General features: G+C 54.7%; 17 protein-coding genes and 4 tRNA genes. 1 reads left to right on the top strand and 20 read right to left on the bottom strand.

Annotated features, from left to right (window positions below; genetic code table 11):
• Positions 1-59 precede the first annotated feature (59 nt).
• The 14 genes from luxS to tam all read right to left on the bottom strand — a co-directional run bounded on the left by luxS (position 60) and on the right by tam (position 10,983).
• Positions 60-575: an S-ribosylhomocysteine lyase gene (gene luxS / locus ACN1CO_RS19010; RefSeq protein WP_009086888.1), complete on the bottom strand. Its 516-nt coding sequence runs from the start codon at positions 573-575 to the stop codon at positions 60-62.
• Positions 576-727: 152 nt separating this feature from the next.
• A complete protein-coding gene (gene gshA / locus ACN1CO_RS19005) occupies positions 728-2,335 on the bottom strand; it encodes a glutamate--cysteine ligase (RefSeq protein WP_419140279.1) in 1,608 nt (535 codons plus the stop codon).
• Between the two features lie 31 nt (positions 2,336-2,366).
• Positions 2,367-2,795, bottom strand: coding sequence for a YqaA family protein (locus ACN1CO_RS19000; protein ID WP_419140278.1), 429 nt, complete (start codon positions 2,793-2,795; stop codon positions 2,367-2,369).
• Positions 2,792-3,358, bottom strand: coding sequence for a fructose-1-phosphate/6-phosphogluconate phosphatase (gene yqaB / locus ACN1CO_RS18995; RefSeq protein ID WP_419140277.1), 567 nt, complete (start codon positions 3,356-3,358; stop codon positions 2,792-2,794). The genes ACN1CO_RS19000 and yqaB overlap by 4 nt, the downstream gene beginning before the upstream one ends.
• 462 nt (positions 3,359-3,820) lie before the next feature.
• Positions 3,821-3,897, bottom strand: a tRNA-Arg gene (locus tag ACN1CO_RS18990).
• Positions 3,898-3,982: 85 nt separating this feature from the next.
• Positions 3,983-4,059: transfer RNA gene (locus ACN1CO_RS18985), tRNA-Arg, on the bottom strand.
• 84 nt (positions 4,060-4,143) lie between these two features.
• Positions 4,144-4,220 (bottom strand) — tRNA-Arg (locus ACN1CO_RS18980).
• An 8-nt stretch (positions 4,221-4,228) separates the two neighbouring features.
• Positions 4,229-4,321 (bottom strand) — tRNA-Ser (locus ACN1CO_RS18975).
• A gap of 283 nt (positions 4,322-4,604) precedes the next feature.
• Positions 4,605-4,790 (bottom strand): carbon storage regulator CsrA, encoded by a 186-nt coding sequence (gene csrA / locus ACN1CO_RS18970; RefSeq protein WP_008927091.1) that lies wholly within the window; start codon positions 4,788-4,790, stop codon positions 4,605-4,607.
• Positions 4,791-5,038: 248 nt separating this feature from the next.
• Positions 5,039-7,666: an alanine--tRNA ligase gene (gene alaS, locus ACN1CO_RS18965; protein ID WP_419140276.1), complete on the bottom strand. Its 2,628-nt coding sequence runs from the start codon at positions 7,664-7,666 to the stop codon at positions 5,039-5,041.
• Positions 7,667-7,799: 133 nt separating this feature from the next.
• The gene (locus tag ACN1CO_RS18960; protein ID WP_283547225.1) at positions 7,800-8,318 is read right to left on the bottom strand and encodes a regulatory protein RecX; all 519 of its coding nucleotides are present in this window, start codon (positions 8,316-8,318) and stop codon (positions 7,800-7,802) included.
• A gap of 123 nt (positions 8,319-8,441) precedes the next feature.
• On the bottom strand, positions 8,442-9,512 hold the full coding sequence (gene recA / locus ACN1CO_RS18955; RefSeq protein WP_419140275.1) for a recombinase RecA: 1,071 nt from the start codon (positions 9,510-9,512) through the stop codon (positions 8,442-8,444).
• A gap of 94 nt (positions 9,513-9,606) precedes the next feature.
• A complete protein-coding gene (gene pncC / locus ACN1CO_RS18950) occupies positions 9,607-10,101 on the bottom strand; it encodes a nicotinamide-nucleotide amidase (protein WP_419140274.1) in 495 nt (164 codons plus the stop codon).
• A 105-nt stretch (positions 10,102-10,206) separates the two neighbouring features.
• Positions 10,207-10,983 carry a trans-aconitate 2-methyltransferase gene (tam, locus tag ACN1CO_RS18945; protein ID WP_419140291.1) on the bottom strand — a complete coding sequence of 259 codons (777 nt, stop codon included), beginning with the start codon at positions 10,981-10,983 and terminating at the stop codon, positions 10,207-10,209.
• Between the two features lie 167 nt (positions 10,984-11,150).
• Between tam and ACN1CO_RS18940 the strand changes: the two genes are divergently transcribed.
• Positions 11,151-12,038 carry a dihydrodipicolinate synthase family protein gene (locus tag ACN1CO_RS18940; RefSeq protein WP_419140273.1) on the top strand — a complete coding sequence of 296 codons (888 nt, stop codon included), beginning with the start codon at positions 11,151-11,153 and terminating at the stop codon, positions 12,036-12,038.
• A 34-nt stretch (positions 12,039-12,072) separates the two neighbouring features.
• Here the strand turns inward: ACN1CO_RS18940 and ACN1CO_RS18935 are convergent, their stop codons facing one another.
• From ACN1CO_RS18935 to ACN1CO_RS18910, 6 genes are all read right to left on the bottom strand, one after another.
• Complete coding sequence (locus ACN1CO_RS18935; protein ID WP_013358832.1) at positions 12,073-12,408, bottom strand: zinc ribbon domain-containing protein YjdM; 336 nt, start codon at positions 12,406-12,408, stop codon at positions 12,073-12,075.
• 80 nt (positions 12,409-12,488) lie between these two features.
• Positions 12,489-13,571 carry a lytic murein transglycosylase B gene (gene mltB / locus ACN1CO_RS18930; RefSeq protein ID WP_419140272.1) on the bottom strand — a complete coding sequence of 361 codons (1,083 nt, stop codon included), beginning with the start codon at positions 13,569-13,571 and terminating at the stop codon, positions 12,489-12,491.
• Between the two features lie 150 nt (positions 13,572-13,721).
• On the bottom strand, positions 13,722-14,399 hold the full coding sequence (gene narI, locus ACN1CO_RS18925) for a respiratory nitrate reductase subunit gamma (RefSeq protein WP_419140271.1): 678 nt from the start codon (positions 14,397-14,399) through the stop codon (positions 13,722-13,724).
• Positions 14,396-15,124, bottom strand: coding sequence for a nitrate reductase molybdenum cofactor assembly chaperone (gene narJ / locus ACN1CO_RS18920; protein ID WP_419140270.1), 729 nt, complete (start codon positions 15,122-15,124; stop codon positions 14,396-14,398). Before narJ ends, narI begins: the two co-directional genes overlap by 4 nt.
• The gene (gene narH / locus ACN1CO_RS18915) at positions 15,121-16,665 is read right to left on the bottom strand and encodes a nitrate reductase subunit beta (RefSeq protein ID WP_419140269.1); all 1,545 of its coding nucleotides are present in this window, start codon (positions 16,663-16,665) and stop codon (positions 15,121-15,123) included. The genes narJ and narH overlap by 4 nt, the downstream gene beginning before the upstream one ends.
• Entirely contained in the window at positions 16,662-20,423 is a 3,762-nt protein-coding gene (locus ACN1CO_RS18910; protein WP_419140268.1) for a nitrate reductase subunit alpha, read from the bottom strand. The genes narH and ACN1CO_RS18910 overlap by 4 nt, the downstream gene beginning before the upstream one ends.
• Between the last annotated feature and the right edge of the window lie 64 nt (positions 20,424-20,487).

The following is a 20,487-nucleotide window of genomic DNA, read 5'->3' as shown; positions in this document are numbered from 1 at the left end:
CATAAAAAAACGCCGCAATCGACATGATGCGGCGTTTTTTTTCAGCAGAGAAGCCCTGACTAGATGTGCAGTTCTTTCAGCTTTTCAGCAGGCAGTTTCAGATCTTCGTTGCGGTTAACGCCGATCTCATGTGCCAGCACATTGCGGGCAATCTGCTGCGCTTCATCCAGTGAGTGCAGCTTGTAGCTGCCACACTGGTATTCATTCAGCTCAGGGATCTGGTTCTGATCTTTCACTTTCAGAACATCTTCCATCGCCCCTTTCCACGCTTTCGCAACGCGCTGCTCGTCTGGCGTACCAATCAGGCTCATGTAGAAGCCGGTACGGCAGCCCATTGGCGAGATATCGACGATTTCCACACCGTCACCATTCAGGTGATCGCGCATGAATCCGGCAAAGAGATGCTCCAGCGTATGAATGCCACGCTCAGTGAGAATATCAATGTTCGGGCGGCAAAAACGCAGGTCAAAAACGGTAATCGTATCGCCATGCGGAGTCTTCATGGTTTTCGCAACGCGTACTGCCGGTGCGCCCATGATGGTGTGATCAACGGTAAAACTGTCCAGTAGTGGCATACGTCACCTCCTGTTCTGAGAATTTTTTTAAAACGATGAAACTTTTCTGTTCGCCCAACGTCTGAATATATGAAAGACGCGCATTTGTTATCATCATCATCCCTGACAACAGAGATGTTAATTTGGCCACATTGATGTGGCCTTTTTCTTTTCTACCCTTCCCGGCTCGCCAGATACGCTTCAAAATCCAGCTTATCATTCGCTTCCAGCTGTTGCTGTGCAGCAACAGATTCCTGCGCCTGACGCGTGAAATCTTCTTCTGTCAGCACTTCCAGCGGCTCTTCACAGAGCAGATGGCGGTACTGTTCAGCCAGCGCCACGCCGGTTCCGGTTACACCATTCTCCTTCATTGCCTGAAGGATGCGCGCCGAGTAGGTTAGCTCAGGATCGTCGAACGATGCTACCAGTTGATCGCAAACCTGCTGATATTCCGTGCTGTCCTGATTGTGACTGTCTAAGACTTCAGCAACCCGACGCAGATCGGCAAACAGAGTTTTGCCCACTTCAACCAGCGAATGTTCCGCTTCCCCACAGCCCACAGCAATTTTCTGATCCGGTTTACGCCCTTCCAGCACCACCCGATTCCAGTTTTTGCGGGTGCATTGCAACTCATCTGCACTCATTTCCGGCGCATCGGCCAGGGTACACCAGATCAGGAACAGGTCGAGGAAGCGAACCTGATTCTCATCGACGCCGATGGCAGAGAACGGGTTGATATCCAGCGAACGCACTTCAATGTATTCAATGCCACCCCGCAGCAGCGCATCAGAAGGCGCTTCACCCGAACGTGTCACACGCTTAGGCCGGATTGGCGCATAGAGTTCGTTTTCAATCTGCAGCACGTTGGTGTTGAGCTGCAGCCAGTTACCGTCAGCATCTTTGGTACCCATCGCCGCATACTCTTCTGACGGCGTCTTGATCGCCTTCTTCAGCGCAGTGACATAGCCTTCCAGCGAGTTAAACGTGATGCCCAGAGAGCTCTGTGATTTATTGGTATAGCCTAAATCGCTCAGACGCAGCGAGGTGGCGTACGGCAGCCACATCGTGTCTTTGTCATTGGTTTCGAACGGCAGCGCGCTCTCACGGCCCTGCAGGAAGCTGGAGCTGATAGCGGGCGATGCACCAAACAGATACGGGATCACCCAGCCGAAGCGATAGTAGTTGCGGATCAGCCGCAGATAGCCCGCTGAGATGGTCTCTTTTCCGCTTTCCTGATCTTTTACGTCAGCCCACTCCTGCCAGAATGAAAGCGGCAGCGAGAAATTATAGTGAATGCCGGAGATGGTCTGCATCAACGCGCCGTAGCGGTTTTTCAGGCCCTCGCGGTAGAGCGTCTTCATCTTACCGATATTGGATGTGCCATATTGTGCCAGCTCGATATTGTCCGCGTCGTCAATCTCGCAGGGCATACTGAATGGCCACATGCGTTCATCACCCAGTTCACGGGCAACGTGACGGTGGATATCGCGCAGGAATGCCAGCATATGATCAATGCTGTGATCCACTGGCGTGATGAATTCCAGTAACGTTTCGGCAAAATCAGTAGTGATCCAGTCATGCTTCAGCGCCGAGCCCAGTGATTCGGGGTGGCCGCTTTTTGCCAGATCGCCATTTTCCTGTACACGCAGCGTTTCACGTTCGATGCCACGGCCAATCCCTTTAAGGGCATTGGGATGCGCTTCCAGCCAGGAAAGCGCTTTAGATACGTCCGGGATCACATTACCCCCCCGCTGTGATAATAATTTATTTTTGTTCAGCATAATGTTAACCGTAGCCTCGAATCTGTGCGAATCAATGCCACCATTGCATACCCTGTAATGTGGCAGTCGCGATAACGATATAACGCAGTGTTTTGCCGATAGCGAGAAACAGCATCGCGGGTAGCCAGGCGAAACGTAACCAGCCTGCGAGAACACAGAGCAGATCACCTATCACCGGCAGCCAACTGAATAACAGTGCTGCAGGTCCCAGTCGGTGCAACCACGTCATTGCTGTGTCATGCCATCGCCCCTGACGTTTTAGCGGCAGCAAGCGACCAATAAGAATGTTGGTTAAACCGCCCAAGGTGTTTCCCAGTGATGCGGCTAAAAGCAACCCGTAAACTGATGTCTTTTTTGCGATTAATAGTGCTATCAGCAATGCTTCAGAACTTCCCGGCAGGAGCGTCGCACTCAGAAAACTGCTCCCGAACATTGAGGCATAGGCAAGAACGTCACTCACAGTAAGCGGACATCCACCACAGCCATGCCTGCCGCCTTCGCGGCCTGAATACCAAAGTCTGCATCTTCAAACACCACACAACGTGCCGGAGCCACACCCATCAGCTCAGCGCAGCGTAAGAAGGTTTCAGGCTCGGGTTTGTGACGCTGTACATCGTCAGCGCCGACGACTGCCGCAAAGAGCTCACGCACGCCCAGCTGCGTCATTAACGCCTCTGCCATGCTATGTTCGCTTCCGGTACCCACCGCCATCGGACGACGCCCATGGTACGCTTTCACCACGTCCATTAAAGGCAGTGGTTTAACGTTTTCCAGCAGCATCGTTTTCACAGCAGCGGTTTTTTCTGCAGCAAGAAGATGAGGGTCGAGTGACGACTGATTGGATTCAATGATGAACTGCGCAAGCCGCCAGGCGGGTGCGCCATTGAAGTCGATAATGCGTTCTTCATCCAGCGTTAATCCGTAACGCGCCAGTACCTGACGCCACGCTTTTCGATGTGTCGGCTCAGTATCAAGAATCGTGCCGTCCATATCGAAAATCAGGGCGTCATATTGATCGTACATTGTCACTCCGGACATTCACCAAATGAGACATTACTTTAGCCTAATGTGGACAGGTTGTCGCCAGGGGGGATGAACAGCAAATGCTTTGAAAGCATTAGCAATTTTTGTTTTCAGATAAAGGTGATCGTGCGCGGCCAGTGATAACCGTACGAATTTTAAGCGAATTTTTAACATTATTCTGACGGACAAGCGGCGGCGGACGGGCGTGGGCAGCAAAATGGAGAGCGCTGACGCGTGAAACAGGCGCTGTGAGTCGCTTAAGTCAGGATGATGAATCAGTGAGGCAGGTTAAACAGGAAAACAGTACGGGTAAAGCCAGAGGGTAACTGCAGGGGAGAGTTCTGGATAATGATTCAATTCGGGCTTCGCTCAATGGAGATGATATAACGTGATATCTACATGCAAGCGCTGAACGATTTTTACGATATAACAGACTGAGGGATTTTTTGAAACTGAAGAAGATGGTGCATCCAGGAGGATTCGAACCTCCGACCGCTCGGTTCGTAGCCGAGTACTCTATCCAGCTGAGCTATGGATGCATTGGGATCTATCTTTTGGGGTCTATCTTTTGAGGTAAAAATTTTTATGGACTTACAGAAACCAACCTGAGGATGTTACAAAGAATGGTGCATCCAGGAGGATTCGAACCTCCGACCGCTCGGTTCGTAGCCGAGTACTCTATCCAGCTGAGCTATGGATGCATAAATCTAATTCTTGTACAGCGCAGGGTGCTAACTACTCACCATGAAAGGAATTGCTAATTCGCTTTATTTCTTTTTTTTCGATGGTGCATCCAGGAGGATTCGAACCTCCGACCGCTCGGTTCGTAGCCGAGTACTCTATCCAGCTGAGCTATGGATGCATCGAAAATGGCGGTGAGGGAGGGATTCGAACCCTCGATACAGCTTTTGACCGTATACTCCCTTAGCAGGGGAGCGCCTTCAGCCTCTCGGCCACCTCACCATACGCTTTCTTTCGAACTGTGCGTCTGAACGTTGTTTCTGCTCATCGGCACTGCGTGGCGCACATATTACTTTCCCGGACTTTTAAGTCAAACAATTTTTCCGAAACTTTGTTTGATTGAGCAAATCACACACAATTGGGATAAAATGGCGACAAAAAGAGTGAATTATCAACAATGAAAGATGATGACGTTAACAAAACAGGAGAGAAGCGGAAGAAAAGAAAAGAGAGGATTATTAGACAAAGCGGTAGCGCCTCGCACTTGTGCGAGACGCTGAATCCGTTAAACGCTGGTTTGTTGCGTTTTTTCAGCCTGGATGCGTTGATAGATCTCTTCGCGATGCACAGACACTTCTTTCGGCGCGTTAACCCCAATACGAACCTGGTTACCCTTAACACCCAGCACCGTTACAGTTACCTCATCACCGATCATGAGGGTTTCACCAACTCGACGAGTTAGAATAAGCATTCTTTGCTCCTTGAAAGATTAAAAGAGTCGGGCTAGTACAGGCTCCCGGCATTATCCATCATTTAACGCTGCACATTGACTATGAGAAATACACCAATGCACATCGATGCGCCAATACATTCTGCTGATAGTTAGTTTAGCCGAAATACACTACATCAACCTGACTTTGTCATTTGCTGCTTTAGCATCGTATTAAAAAGCGCCGGAACCGGGGTTCTGACGCTTTTTACAATGCTTTGTTGTATGTCTTACAGGCGGCTGTTAACCCAGCTCTCAACTCCTGCCAGAGCGCCTTTCAGCGCTTCAGCATCAGTACCACCAGCTTGTGCCATATCAGGACGGCCACCGCCCTTCCCGCCAACCTGCTGTGCCAGACCGGCAATCAACTCACCCGCTTTAACGCGGTCAGTCAGATCTTTGGTCACACCCGCAATCAGCGACACCTTACCTTCAGCAACCGTCGCCAGCACGATAATCGCCGACCCCAGTTGATTCTTAAGATCATCAACCATGGTACGCAGCATTTTAGGTTCGACATTGTTGAGTTCACTGACCAGCAGTTTCACTCCCTTCACGTCGATGGCATTGCTGCTCAGAGAAGCGCTCTCCTGCGCGGCTTGCTGATCGCGCAGTTGCTGCAACTCTTTCTCCAGAGCCCGCACATGATCAACCAGACCACGCACTTTCTCGTTGAGGTTGCTGCTGTTCGCTTTGACCAACTGCGCCAGATCCTGCAGCTGGCTGCTCTGCGCATTGACCTGCGCCAGCGCGCCTTCACCGGTAATGGCTTCGATACGACGGATACCCGCTGCAGTCCCTGACTCAGCCTGAATACGGAACAGGCCGATATCTCCGGTGCGCGCAGCATGGGTACCACCGCACAGCTCAACCGAGAAATCACCCATGGTCAGGACGCGCACGCGCTGATCATATTTCTCGCCAAACAGTGCCATTGCACCTTTAGACTTCGCCGCCTCCAGATCCATCACTTCCGTTTCTACCGGCAGGTTGCGACGAATCTGCGCATTGACGATATCTTCGACCTGACGAATCTCCTGAGGTTTCATCGCTTCGAAATGCGAGAAGTCGAAACGCAGGTATTTGTCGTTAACCAGCGAGCCTTTCTGCGCCACATGCTCACCTAAAACCTGACGCAATGCGGCATGCAGTAAGTGGGTCGCAGAGTGGTTAAGACGGATGCGCGCACGGCGTGCCGCATCAACCTGCGCCTCAAGACGATCACCGATACGCAACTGCCCTGCGGTCAGCTTACCGACATGACCGATTGCCTGACCATATTTTTGTGTATCCTGGACGCTAAATTCAGCATTCTTCCCTTTCAGCAGACCGGTATCGCCTACCTGACCACCCGATTCGCCATAGAATGGCGTTTCATCCAGCACGACCACGGCATCCTGGCCTGCCGTCACTTCATCAACCGCCTCGCCCGCAACGTAAAGCGCTTTGACTGTGGCAGCTAAATCGAGCTGGTCGTAGCCTTTAAAGGATGAAGCGGCATCGATGCGAATAACATTGCTGTAGTCAGCACCGAAGCCACTCGCTTCACGTGCGCGCTGACGCTGCTGCTCCATCGCCTGCTCAAAGCCCGCTTCGTCGATTTTCAGATTGCGTTCGCGGCAGACGTCAGCCGTTAAATCAGCCGGGAAGCCAAAGGTATCGTAAAGACGGAAGACGATTTCGCCATCCAGCGTGTCGCCCTGCAGTTTTTCCAGCTCTTCGTCCAGCAGCGCCAGTCCGCGCTCCAGCGTTCTGGCAAACTGATCTTCTTCGCTTTTCAGCACCTGCTCAACCTGAGCCTGCTGACGCTGTAACTCTTCGCCTGCCGCCCCCATAACTTCAACCAGCGGCGCAACCAGCTTATAGAAGAAGGCTTCTTTGGCGCCCAGCATGTTGCCATGACGCACGGCACGACGAATGATACGACGCAGCACGTAGCCGCGGTTCTCATTCGACGGAATCACGCCATCGGCAATCAGGAAAGCACAGGAACGAATATGGTCAGCAATAACGCGCAGCGATTTGTTACTGAGATCGGTCGCACCGGTAACCTGAGCCACAGCCTGAATCAGTTTCTGGAACAGGTCGATTTCATAGTTGGAGTTGACGTGTTGCAGAACGGCAGAAATACGCTCAAGGCCCATTCCGGTATCAACCGACGGTTTTGGCAGCGGCAGCATGGTGCCATCAGCCTGACGATTGAACTGCATAAAGACGATGTTCCAGATCTCAATGTAACGGTCACCATCTTCTTCCGGGCTACCCGGCGGGCCACCCCAGATGTGATCGCCGTGATCGTAGAAAATCTCGCTGCAGGGACCGCAAGGACCGGTATCGCCCATCTGCCAGAAGTTATCTGACGCGTACGCGCTGCCCTTGTTGTCGCCGATGCGAATAATGCGCTCGCGTGGCACACCGATTTCATTCGCCCAGATGTCAAAGGCTTCATCGTCGGTTTCATAGACCGTCACCCACAGACGCTCTTTTGGCAGGCTGAACCACTGCTCGCTCGTCAGCAGTTCCCAGGCAAAACCAATCGCCTCTCTCTTGAAGTAGTCACCAAAGCTGAAGTTACCCAGCATTTCAAAGAAGGTGTGGTGACGTGCGGTGTAACCGACGTTTTCAAGATCGTTGTGTTTACCGCCTGCGCGTACGCAGCGCTGTGACGTGGTCGCACGTGTGTAATCACGTTTGTCCTGTCCGAGGAACACATCTTTAAACTGGTTCATCCCGGCGTTAGTAAACAACAAGGTTGGATCGTTATTCGGTACGAGGGAGCTGCTGGTTACAACCTCATGTCCCTTGCTATGAAAAAAGTCGAGAAACGCTTGACGGATCTCAGCAGTGCTCTTGCTCATATATGTCCTGGAATCACGCTAACGAACGTTCCCTCTGATCGGCGCGGCCACATTCTCGTGGTGCCTGATTAGCGGAACAAAAAGTGGGAATAAGATAAATTTTCTTCGGTGGGAAGTAAAATTACATCGGCTTTTAGTCATCAAAATTTCTGAAAATGGACTGGATATCGTCGGTCTGAAAGCCCTTTGACTGCAGATAGCGTAGTACTTTCGCTTTCTCTTTCCACTCTGTGGGCAACGGATGTCCGAATTTTCTTTCAGCCAGCTGAGCTGCGCAGGCCGCCCAGTCGACTTCCGTCTCTTCCATCGCAATATCAATGGCTTCACGGTCGATACCTTTCTGGGCAAGTTCAAGGCGCACGCGCTGCGACCCAAAGCCTTTACGGCTTCGGCTCTGAATAAACCGCTCAGTGAAGCGTTCATCATTTAACCAGCCGCTATCCTGGCACCAGTCCAGCACCTGTTCCAGCAGCTCGTCGGTAATAATTTCGGGCTCTTTTTTCTGTGCCCATGCAGCACGCTGAGCTGACTGTTGCAGCTTGCGGGCTAATTCTGCACGGCTGTGATCGCGCTGACCCAGGATACGCATCGCACGATCAAGCAGACGAGAATAAGAGACAACATTTGGTTGGGGCTGAGAGGGTTCAGTCATACTGCGCACCTTGTACAAACAGAGGGAGATTATGGCGACAGAACAGGACAGAGGGAAGGCAGGAAAGGTAATAGAGGAGGTAAAAAACTACGGGAGAGGCTTTCGCCCCTCCCGCATCAGAGATTAGAAGTCTTCGTTCGCTTCACTTGCCGCGTCTTCTTTCGCAGCAGCCTTGTCGGCAGCTGCGAGTTTTTCATCCGCGCCGTTGAGCAACATCTCACGCAACTTCAGATCAATTTCGTTTGCCACAGCAGCATTCTCTTTCAGGAAGTTGCCGGCATTCGATTTACCCTGACCAATCTTGTCGCCATTGTAGCTGTACCATGCACCCGCTTTTTCAATCAGCTTGTGCTTCACGCCCAGGTCGACCAGCTCGCCAAAGGTATTAATACCTTCGCCGTACATGATCTGGAACTCAGCCTGTTTGAATGGCGCGGCGATTTTGTTTTTCACCACTTTAACGCGGGTCTCACTGCCGACCACGTTATCGCCCTCTTTGATTGCACCGATACGGCGGATATCAAGACGGACAGAAGCGTAGAACTTCAGCGCGTTACCACCAGTGGTGGTTTCCGGGTTACCAAACATCACACCAATTTTCATACGGATCTGGTTGATGAAAATCAGCAGGGTATTGGACTGCTTCAGGTTACCGGCCAGTTTACGCATCGCCTGGCTCATCATACGTGCCGCGAGGCCCATGTGTGAGTCACCGATTTCACCTTCGATTTCCGCTTTAGGCGTCAGAGCGGCAACGGAGTCGACGATGATGACGTCAACGGCACCAGAGCGTGCCAGCGCATCACAGATTTCCAGCGCCTGCTCGCCCGTATCGGGCTGAGAGCAGAGCAGGTTATCGATATCTACGCCCAGCTTCTTGGCGTAAACCGGATCCAGTGCATGCTCAGCATCGATAAAGGCACAGGTTTTGCCTTTACGCTGTGCAGATGCGATAACCTGCAGGGTCAGCGTGGTTTTACCGGAAGACTCTGGTCCGTAGATCTCAACGATACGGCCCATTGGCAGACCACCTGCGCCTAATGCGATATCCAGCGACAGCGAGCCGGTAGAAATCGTTTCCACATCCATTGAGCGGTCTTCACCCAAGCGCATGATGGAGCCTTTACCAAATTGTTTTTCAATCTGGCCAAGCGCGGCAGCTAAAGCCTTCTGTTTGTTTTCATCAATCGCCATTTCAACTCCTATCAAGCCGGGTAAACACGCACTCAGGGTGCCTGTACTCTTTCTGTTGCCGACAATTATACTGTATAGTCATACAGTATCAAGTTTAATTTGTCAGAAATTCGCCATACAGTTTCTGCAAGGCCCATGCCACCGACTGGCGGCGAACGGCATCACGATCGCCGTTAAAATGCTGCTTAAAAGTCAAAACGTTATCGTGCGGCCCGGCAAAACCAAACCACACCGTACCCACCGGTTTTTCTTCAGTGCCGCCATCCGGACCGGCTATGCCGCTGACGGAGATCGCATAGTCAGCATGAGCCGCCTTACGGGCACCCAGCGCCATCTCACGGACTACCGCTTCGCTGACCGCGCCATACTGCGCCAGCGAGTCAGCCTGAACATCCACCAGCTGCTGTTTGGCCTCATTACTGTAGGTCACAAAACCGCGTTCGAACCAGGCGGAACTGCCACTGATATCGGTAAAGACTTTAGCAATCCATCCCCCCGTGCAGGATTCCGCACAGGTTACGGTGGCATTGCGCTGCTTCAGCTGCTCACCTATCTGCGCACTAAGCGCCTGCAACTGCTGATCATCCATTACGTCTTCTCCCTGGGCTATGGGTTGAAGGTGGTGCAGAAAAGCCGCTTTTTCAAGAGCACTCACATCTGATGCACTGTTTTTGCGACCGGCTTTCCACCACGCTTAGCCTTTTTTCACCGCAACCATGAAGAGACGCGGGAAGGCGAGCAGAACCTGACCATCGGCCTGAGCAGGATAGGCGGTGAGCAGACGCTGATGATAATCAGACAGAAAAGCCGTCTGTTCAGAGGCATCCAGCGTCGCCAGGAAAGGCCGTAAGCCGGTCGCCTGCAGCCAGCTGATAATCGCCTGCGCATCGGCCATCACGTGATAATAGGTGGTGCGCCAGATATCCACCTCACAACCGACCTGCGCCAGCAGATTGTAGTACTCGCCCGTGGAAAGCAGCTGTGTACGTTCAGCGGCAGCGGCATTGATGCGTGAACGCCAGCGTTCCGATGCCGCCACCTCGCGCATCAGCTGGTGCGACGGTTCGTTAAGGTTATCAGGCATCTGGATCGCCAGCACCCCTCCGGCCGCAAGCTGGCTGACCAGATGAGGAAACAGCGAGACGTGATTATCCAGCCATTGCAGCGACGCGTTGGCGTAAACCACCTGCTGCGGCGCATCTGCCTGCCAGGTGCGGATATCCGCCTGGACAAAACGGCAGTGCGGCAGGCGTTCACTGGCCTGAGATAACATCGCCGCTGAACTGTCGAGTCCGGTGACCTGCGCCAGCGGCCAGGCATCGGCGAGCAGCTCGGTACTGTTGCCGGGCCCGCATCCCAGATCGGTTACCTGCTCAACCTGTTCCAGGCTGATGCGCGCCAGCAGTTCACGGGCCGGACGGGTTCGTTCCGCTTCAAATTTGCGATACAGCACGGGATCCCACTCTTTCATCATGACCTCTCGCTCAGTTATCAGATGCATCCGCTTACTGAGACGGACGAAAGACGAAAAAGTGCGACCCGTTGCTCACTTTTGAATCATGCGCTGGCAGAGACCAGTGGGAATAATTAAGTTAAAACGCCGTTTCATTTTTTTAACACCCGATTCAGGAGTCAGCCATGAGTGAAAAATCGGCCTTTGCCGGTGTCTGGTGCCCTACCGTCACCCCGTTCAGTGCGCAGGGTGCCGTCGATATCGATGCGCTCGGGCGACACTTTTCCCGCCTCAATGACTCCGGTATCGACACGCTGCTTTTAATGGGCAGCATTGGCGAGTTCGCCTCACTGACGCAGCAGGAGCGTTTATTGCTGATTCAGGAAGCCAGACCTTTGTCACCGCTGAAGATGGTAGCGAACGTCTCGGCGACCTGTATCCCGGACATGCTGGCGCTGGCTGAAGCCGCCTGGAAAAATGACTTTGACGCGGTGATGGTGCTGCCGCCCTACTATTACGGTCAGACGCAACAGCAGCTGATGCATTACTTCGAAGCCCTTGATGCGCAACTAGGCGGTAAATGGTTTGCTTACAACTTCCCGGCACGTACCGGCTGCGATCTGACGCCAGCGCTGATTGCCGCTCTGGCGGCAAAGCTGCCCAACTTTATCGGCATTAAAGATACGGTGGATTGTCTGTCGCATAACCGGGCGATGATCGAAGAGACCCGCAAGGTGCGCCCTGATTTTGCCGTGCTGTCGGGGTATGACGAATACCTGCTTCCCAATCTGCTGGCAGGGGGCGCCGGGGTGATTTCAGGCCTGAATAATATTGTGCCGGAGTACTTTGCAGAGATGATGGCGGCATGGCGGACGGGCAATCTTCCTGAGCTGACACGTCTGCAACAGCAGATCGGCAGGCTAATGGCGATTTACACTATCGGCGATGATTTTGTGACGACGATTAAAACGGCCGTAGCGCGACGTTATGACTCGATGGGCAGTAACTCGCGTAACTACGGTGGCACGCTGAATGCTGAACAGTGCGCCGCAATTGATCGACTGTTCAGCTAAAAAGAGAGGTGGGCGCGTCCCTGCGCCCCGGATCTCAGTTCTTTTTCACGAACTCAGATTTTAATTTCATCGGGCCAAAACCGTCGATTTTACAATCGATGTTGTGGTCCCCTTCCACCAGACGAATGCTTTTCACTTTGGTGCCGATCTTCAGCGATGAGGAGCTGCCCTTCACCTTGAGATCTTTGATCACCGTGACGCTGTCGCCATCTGCCAGCAGATTGCCATTGGCATCACGCACTTCCAGCGATCCGTTACTGCTGTCACCCTCTCCTTCGGTCCAGATATGGCCGCAGGAGGGGCAGTTTAGGTTCTCGCCATCTTGCCAGGTGTAATCGGCGTGACAAGCTGGGCAGGCAGGTAAAGACATAACGACTCCAGAGATATCAGTGGCTGTGTGGCCTGAAAAAGGGCGTCATCATATAACCTTACAGTTAACAAGGATAGCCTTTATAACAGGCCGCCCTGCCGTGCCTTGCTCACCGCCTCACCCAGTTGCCACACCGCCATCGCATAATGCGTACTGTGGTTGTAGCGGGTAATGACATAGAAATTCGGTAAGCCGTACCAGTACTGGTAGCTGGTGCCCAGATCAAGGCGCAGCAGACTGACCTTATCGTTACCGTCCAGCGAACCCTGTGGTGACAGGCCTGACGCCGCCAGCATGCTCACGCTGTAACTGGTTTTGAAGCCATCTTCCAGCATCGGTGCCTGACCGCTGGCCGGAACGGCAACATTTTCACCGCTGCGCCAGCCATGCTTCTGGAAGTAGTGCGCCACGCTGCCGATAGCATCCACTGGATCCCACAGGTTTGCATGGCCGTCGCCGTTGAAATCAACCGCGTAATCATTGTAAGAGGAAGGCATAAACTGACCATAACCCATCGCCCCGGCGAAAGAGCCTTTCAGCGCCAGCGGGTCATCCTGCTCTTTACGCGACATCAGCAGGAAGGTTTCCAGCTCGCTGCTGAAATACTCGGCACGGCGCGGATAGTTAAACGATAAGGTCGCCAGCGCATCCAGAATCCGCGTTTTTCCCATCACACGACCCCAGCGGGTTTCCACGCCAATAATGCCGACAATAATTTCCGGCGGCACGCCATAGACCTGCTGCGCGCGTTGCAGCGCATCCTGATACTGGTTCCAGAACGCCACACCGTTTTGCACGTTATCCGGCGTGATGAACTTGTTGCGATAGCGGATCCAGGCCCCGTTAGGTCCCGGCGCGGGCGTGTAGCTCGGCGCCTGACGATCCATCAGCCGCAGCACATAATCCAGTCGCTTAGCCTGACCGATGATGTTGTGCAGCTGCTCACGATCGAAGTCATGCTTCTCCACCATTTTATCGATAAATTGCTCTGCTGCCGGATTACCGGCGAAGTCACCAAACATCGCCTGTCCGCTGTGCGACGGCTGCAGTAAAAAACCGCCCTGTGGCGCAGCCAGCATCTTCTGCTGGGTCGGAACTTCAGGTTTGCTGCTGCAGGAGGCCAGAAGCGGGATGAACGCAAGGAGGGCTAACTTGAGACGCATCGGTTATCCATAAACGAGGGGTAAATTCAGATGCGGTAATAGTAGTCGTTCAGCGCGGTGACATACAGTCCATAATCTTAAAAAAACGTCAACGCAGCGGTGGGTTAAAAAGGGCTGCGGGGCGGTCTCTCCCCCGCAACCCTCCTGCGTTTAGCGGCGGTTTCTCACCAGCTGATAACGACGGGTCAGATACTCAACCGGCGCGCTCCAGATATGCACCAGTCGGCAGAACGGGAACAGCAGGAACAGCGTCATGCCCAGCACCATGTGCACGCGGTAGATAAATGCGACGCCTTCGAGATGCTGCGACGCGCCACCGTGGAAGGTCACCACCGCCTGTGCCCAGCCCACCAACTTCATCATCTCACTACCGTCCATATGCTGGGCGGAGAAAGGAATGGTCAGCAGGCCCAGCGTGGCCTGAGCCACCAGCAGCGTCAGGATCAAAATGTCGCCGACGCTACTCGTCGCCCGCACCCGTGGATTGGTCAGACGGCGCTTCAGCAGCAGCGCACCGCCCGCCAGCGTCAATGCACCGAACAGGCCACCGGCAATCATCGCCAGCTTCTGCTTCACGTCGATTGGCAGGAACGATTCATACATCCAGTGCGGCGTCAGCATCCCGACGATATGGCCGAAGAAGATACCGATGATGCCGATGTGGAACAGGTTAGAGGCAAGCCGCATTCCTTTTTTGTCCAGCATCTGGCTGGAACCAGCTCGCCAGCTGTACTGCCCGTAGTCATAGCGCAGCCAGCTCCCGACCAGAAAAACCGTTCCGGCCAGGTAAGGGTAAATATCGAAGAAGAAAATGTTAATAAAATTCATGCTGATTCTCCTGTGGTGCGCGCCGTCGCCGCGGCGATATCCAGATACTGCGGCGCCACCGCATCGGCGAAGCGACGCTGATGCATCGCCTGCTGCGCCGAGGCGCAGCCCTGTTCGCCGAGAAATTTAATCTGCTCCTCTTCCCAGACCGCATCGAGTGCTGCCGGGGTATCATCGCGCGCTTCCTGCGCCACCTGGGGCTTGAGGGCCGCAGGATCGACCGCGCTGCCGGACAGCGTCAGTAACACCGTGAACAGGTCAGCATAAGGACTCTGACGCTCTTCCAGTCGCGCGGCCAGCAACGCCAGGATCGGCACGATGTCGTCCAGCCCCTGACGCGCCGCCTCATCGCTTTTACAGGCGAGATATTCCAGGTAGAGCGGCAGATAATCGGGCAACTCTTTGCTGTCCAGCTCCAGACCGTCGGCCCGGTACTGTTCGAGCAGATCGACCATCGCCTGACCGCGATCGCGGGATTCACCGTGCACATGTTCAAACAGCAGCAGCGAGGTGGCGCGGCCGCGATCAAACAGTTCGCAGTAGTCAGCCTGCACATCCAGCATTGGCCGAGTGCAAAGCTGATTGATAAAGCCCACCAGCCGTGCGCTCTGCTGCAGCTTGAGTTCGCTGGCATCATCCAGCGCCGCGATCAGGTCGGGATAGTGGGTAAACAGCGCCTCGTCCGGGTAGTCCAGCAGGCGCGACAGCACACGCAGCGTCATCATGAGGCATCCTCCGGACGCGTAGTTTTCTTACTGACGTCGATGGCATCAATGCGACGACTGTTGAACAGGTTGAATTTGCTGTCACTGCCGTGGCAGCCATCGCCAAAGCTGAAGCCGCAGCCTTTGCTTTCCGGGAAGGCTTCACGCGCCAGTTCGCGATGACTGGAAGGCACCACAAAGCGATCCTCATAGTTCGCGATCGCCAGATAGCGGTACATCTCTTTCGCCTGGGCTTCGGTCAGACCGACCTGCTCCAGCGCTCGGATATCGTGCTCACCGTCCACACTTTCTGCGCGTTTGTAATGGCGCATCGCCAGCATACGTTTCAGTGCCAGCAGCACCGGCGCGGTATCGCCTGCGGTCAGCAGGTTCGCCAGATACTCAACCGGAATACGCAGACTTTCCACATCCGGCAGTACGCCGGTGTGCGCCAGTGCTCCGCCATCCACCGCCGACTGAATCGGTGACAACGGCGGCACATACCAGACCATCGGCAGCGTGCGGTATTCAGGGTGAAGCGGCAGCGCCAGCTTCCACTCCATCGCCATTTTGTAGACCGGAGAGCGTTGCGCCGCGTCGATCACGCTCTGTGCGACGCCATCTTTCAGTGCCTGGGCGATCACCGCCGGATCGTTGGGATCAAGGAAGATATCCAGCTGGCTCTGATAGAGATCTTTCTCGTTTTCCGCTGCGGCCGCCTGTTCAATGCGGTCAGCGTCATAGAGCAGCACGCCGAGATAGCGGATACGGCCGACACAGGTTTCTGAGCAGACGGTTGGCTGGCCCGCTTCGATACGTGGATAACAGAAAATACATTTTTCTGACTTGCCGCTTTTCCAGTTGAAGTAGATCTTCTTGTACGGGCAGCCGGTGAGGCACATCCGCCAGCCGCGACATTTATCCTGGTCGATCAGCACAATGCCATCTTCGCCGCGCTTATAGATTGCACCGCTTGGACAGGTCGCCACACATGCCGGGTTGAGGCAATGCTCACACAGGCGCGGCAGGTACATCATGAAGGTGTGCTCAAACTGGCCGTAAATTTCCTTCTGGATGTTATCGAAGTTCTTATCCTGTGAGCGTTTGGCAAATTCGCCGCCGAGGATCTCTTCCCAGTTCGGGCCGTTTTCGATCTTTTTCATCCGCTGACCGGTGATCAGCGAACGCGGACGTGCGATCGGCTGATGTTTACCGGCTGGCGCATTGTGCAGATGCTGATAATCAAAATCGAACGGCTCATAATAATCATCCAGCGCAGGCACATCCGGGTTAGCGAAGATCTTCGACAGCAGGCCGACGCGACTGCCCATGCGTGGCTCCAGCTTGCCGTTGATCTTGCGGATCCAGCCGCCCTTCCACTTCTGCTGATCTTCCCAGGCGTGCGGATAACCGACGCCAGGTTTGCTTTCGACGTTATTAAACCAGGCGTATTCCATGCCCTCGCGGCTGGTCCAGACGTTTTTACAGGTTACCGAGCAGGTGTGGCAGCCGATACATTTGTCGAGGTTCAGCACCATGCCGACCTGTGAACGAATTTTCATGGTTTTACCTCCTGCTGGCTGCCCTGGCAGGCATCGTTGCCTTCCCCGTCTAACCAGTTAACGTTGTTCATTTTTCTCACCACCACGAACTCATCGCGGTTAGAGCCGACGGTACCGTAGTAGTTAAAGCCCCAGGAGAGCTGGGCATAACCGCCGATCATATGGGTCGGTTTCGGGCAGGTTCGCGTCACGGAGTTATGGATGCCGCCACGCTGGCTGGTGATCTCCGAGCCGGGAATATTCACGATGCGTTCCTGCGCGTGGTACATCATGGTCATACCGGCCGGGATGCGCTGGCTCACGACCGCGCGCGCAGTCAGCGCACCGTTGGCGTTAAACGCCTCGATCCAGTCGTTATCCACAATGCCTAGCTCGCGGGCGTCATCTTCACTCATCCAGACAATCGGTCCGCCGCGTGACAGCGTCAGCATCAGCAGGTTGTCGCTGTAGGTAGAGTGAATGCCCCACTTCTGATGTGGCGTCAGGAAGTTCAGCGCCTTCTCCGGGTTACCGTTGGGCTTGCTGTTCAGCAACGGCTTCGCCGCGCGGGTATCGATTGGCGGACGATAGACCATCAGGCTCTCGCCGAAGGCGCGCATCCACTCATGATCCTGATAGAGCTGCTGACGGCCGCTCAGGGTACGCCACGGGATCAGCTCATGAACGTTGGTGTAACAGGCGTTGTAAGAGACATGCTCATCTTCCAGACCTGACCAGGTCGGGCTGGAGATAATTTTGCGCGGCTGCGCCTGAATATCGCGGAAGCGGATCTTCTCGTCTTCTTTATTCAGCGCCAGATGCGTGTGGTCACGACCGGTAATCGCGCCCAGCGCCTGCCAGGCTTTCACCGCTACCTGACCATTAGTTTCCGGTGCCAGCGCCAGGATCACTTCTGCTGCATCGATCGCCGTGTCGATATTTGGCCGTCCCGCTGCCGGGCCATCGGCTTTGACGTAGTTCAGCTGTTTGAGGAAATCGACCTCTTTGCTGGTGTTCCAGCTGATGCCTTTGCCGCCGTTACCCTGGGTCTCCAGCAACGGTCCCAGCGAGGTAAAGCGTTCCCAGGTCGCCGGATAGTCGCGTTCCACCACCATAATGTGTGGCGCGGTTTTGCCAGGAATCAGGTCGCACTCGCCTTTTTTCCAGTCTTTCGCCTCAAACGGCTGCGCCAGTTCGGCTGGTGAGTCATGCAGCACCGGCAGCGTAACCACATCCGTTTCAACGCCTAAATGACCAGGGCAGAGATCGGAGAAGGCTTTGGCTATGCCTTTGTAGATCTCCCAGTCGCTTTTTGAATCCCAGGCCGGATCAACAGCTGCCGAGAGCGGATGAATAAACGGATGCATATCCGAGGTATTCATATCATCTTTTTCATACCAGGTGGCGGTTGGTAGCACGACGTCGGAGTAGAGACAGGTGCTCGACATACGGAAGTCGAGTGTCACCACCAGATCCAGCTTGCCTTCGGCGCCCTGATCCAGCCATTCCACTTCTTCGGGTTTTACGCGACCCTGCTGACCTAAATCTTTACCCTGAATGCCGTTTTCGGTGCCCAGCAGGTACTTCAGCATGTACTCATGCCCTTTGCCTGAGGAACCGAGCAGGTTGGAACGCCAGACAAACAGGTTGCGTGGGAAGTTCTGCGGGTCATCCGGCTGTTCAGCGGCAAACCGCATAGTGCCCTGTTTCAGGCTCTCCACGGTGTAGTCCAGCGGTGACTGACCGGCGGCTTTCGCCTGCGCCGCGATGTGCAGCGGGTTGACGTTAAGCTGAGGTGCGGAAGGCAGCCAGCCCATGCGTTCGGAACGGACGTTAAGGTCGATCAGGCTGCCGCTGTAGCGGCTTTTGTCCGCCAGCGGTGACAACAGTTCGCTGGTGGCCAGGGTTTCATAGCGCCACTGACTGGAGTGGTTGTAGAAGAAGGAGGTGCTGTTCATCTGACGTGGCGGACGCTGCCAGTCGAGGCCAAAGGCCAGCGGAGCCCAGCCGGTCTGCGGACGGAGTTTCTCCTGACCGACATAGTGCGCCCAGCCACCGCCGCTCTGACCCACACAGCCGCAGAAAATCAGCATGTTCATCAGGCCACGGTAGTTCATATCCATGTGATACCAGTGGTTCATACCGGCACCGACGATGATCATTGAACGGCCACGGGTTTTCTCAGCGTTTTCGGCAAACTCGCGGGCAATGCGGATGATGTTCTGACGGGAAACACCCGTAATCTGCTCTGCCCAGGCCGGGCTGTAGGCTTTGATCTCGTCGTAGTTTTGCGCGCAGTTGGCATCATCCAGACCGCGATCCAGACCGTAGTTCGCCAGGGTCAGATCGTAGACGCTGGTGACAAGTACTTCACTGCCATCCGCCAGTTGCAGGCGTTTCACCGGCAGCTTGTGCAGCAGGATCTCATCCAGCGCGACGCTGTTGAAATGCTCGCTGGTGATGCCACCAAAGTAAGGGAAACCGACCTCAACTACCTCATCGTGACTGCCAAGCAGGCTGAGCTGCAGCTCCACTTCTTTTTGTGACAGGCCGTCGCGCTGCTCCAGGTTCCATTTGCCTTTTTCGCCCCAGCGGAAGCCGATAGAGCCCTGCGGCGCAACCAGTTCACCGGTCGCCTGATCCAGCGCTACGGTTTTCCATTCCGGGTTATTTTCCTGACCCAGGCCATCCACCAGATCGCTGGCACGCAGCTGGCGGCCCGCCGCGTAGTAACCGCCCTCACGCGGTTCCAGCATGACCAGCATCGGCATATCGGTGTAACGGCGCACGTAGTCGCGGAAATAGCCGACTTCGCGATCAAGGTGAAACTCTTTCAGCATCACATGGCCCATCGCCAGCGCCATCGCGCTGTCGGTGCCCTGCTTCGGACTCAGCCACTGGTCGCACAGCTTGGCAACTTCGGCATAGTCCGGGGTGATCGCCACGGTTTTCGTCCCTTTATAGCGGACTTCCGTGAAGAAGTGCGCATCCGGGGTACGGGTCTGCGGCACGTTCGAGCCCCAGGCAATGATATAAGAGGAGTTATACCAGTCAGCCGATTCCGGTACGTCGGTCTGCTCGCCCCACGTCATCGGTGACGCTGGCGGCAGATCGCAATACCAGTCGTAAAAGCTCAGGCAGGTGCCGCCAATCAGTGACAGGTAACGTGCGCCCGCAGCGTAAGAGACCATCGACATCGCCGGAATCGGCGAGAATCCCATAATGCGGTCAGGGCCGTAGGTCTTCGCGGTGCAGATGTTCGCGGCCGCGATCATCTCATTCACTTCCTGCCAGCTTGAACGCACGAAGCCACCGCGTCCCCGCGCCTGCTTGTAGCTTTTGGCCTTTTCAGGATTGCTGATGATGGATGCCCAGGCATCCACCGGATCGCTGTGCTGCGCTTTCGCGTCGCGCCACAGCTGAATCAGCTTCTTGCGCATCAGCGGATATTTCAGGCGGTTAGCACTGTAGAGATACCAGGAGTAGCTGGCACCGCGTGGACAACCGCGCGGCTCATGGTTGGGCAGATCGGGACGGGTACGCGGATAGTCGGTTTGCTGGGTTTCCCAGGTGACCAGACCGTTTTTCACATAGATTTTCCAGCTGCATGAGCCGGTACAGTTAACACCGTGGGTGGAGCGCACGATTTTATCGTGCTGCCAGCGGCTGCGATAGCCATCTTCCCAGTCGCGGTTGCTGTTTAAGGTCTGGCCGTGCTGGCCGGAAAACGGCTCGGCCATCTGCTTAAAATAACGAAATCGATCAAGAAACTTGCTCATCCGGAATACTCCTGAAGGCTTTGTATGACATTGCTGACTCTGCATCTGTCGCGACACAGAAAGG

It is taken from the genome of Pantoea sp. R13S299, assembly GCF_048515925.1.
Taxonomy (GTDB): Bacteria; Pseudomonadota; Gammaproteobacteria; order Enterobacterales; family Enterobacteriaceae; genus Pantoea.
Note: the sequence above shows the minus strand (reverse complement) of the source record. Positions and strands in the feature narration are given on the sequence as shown.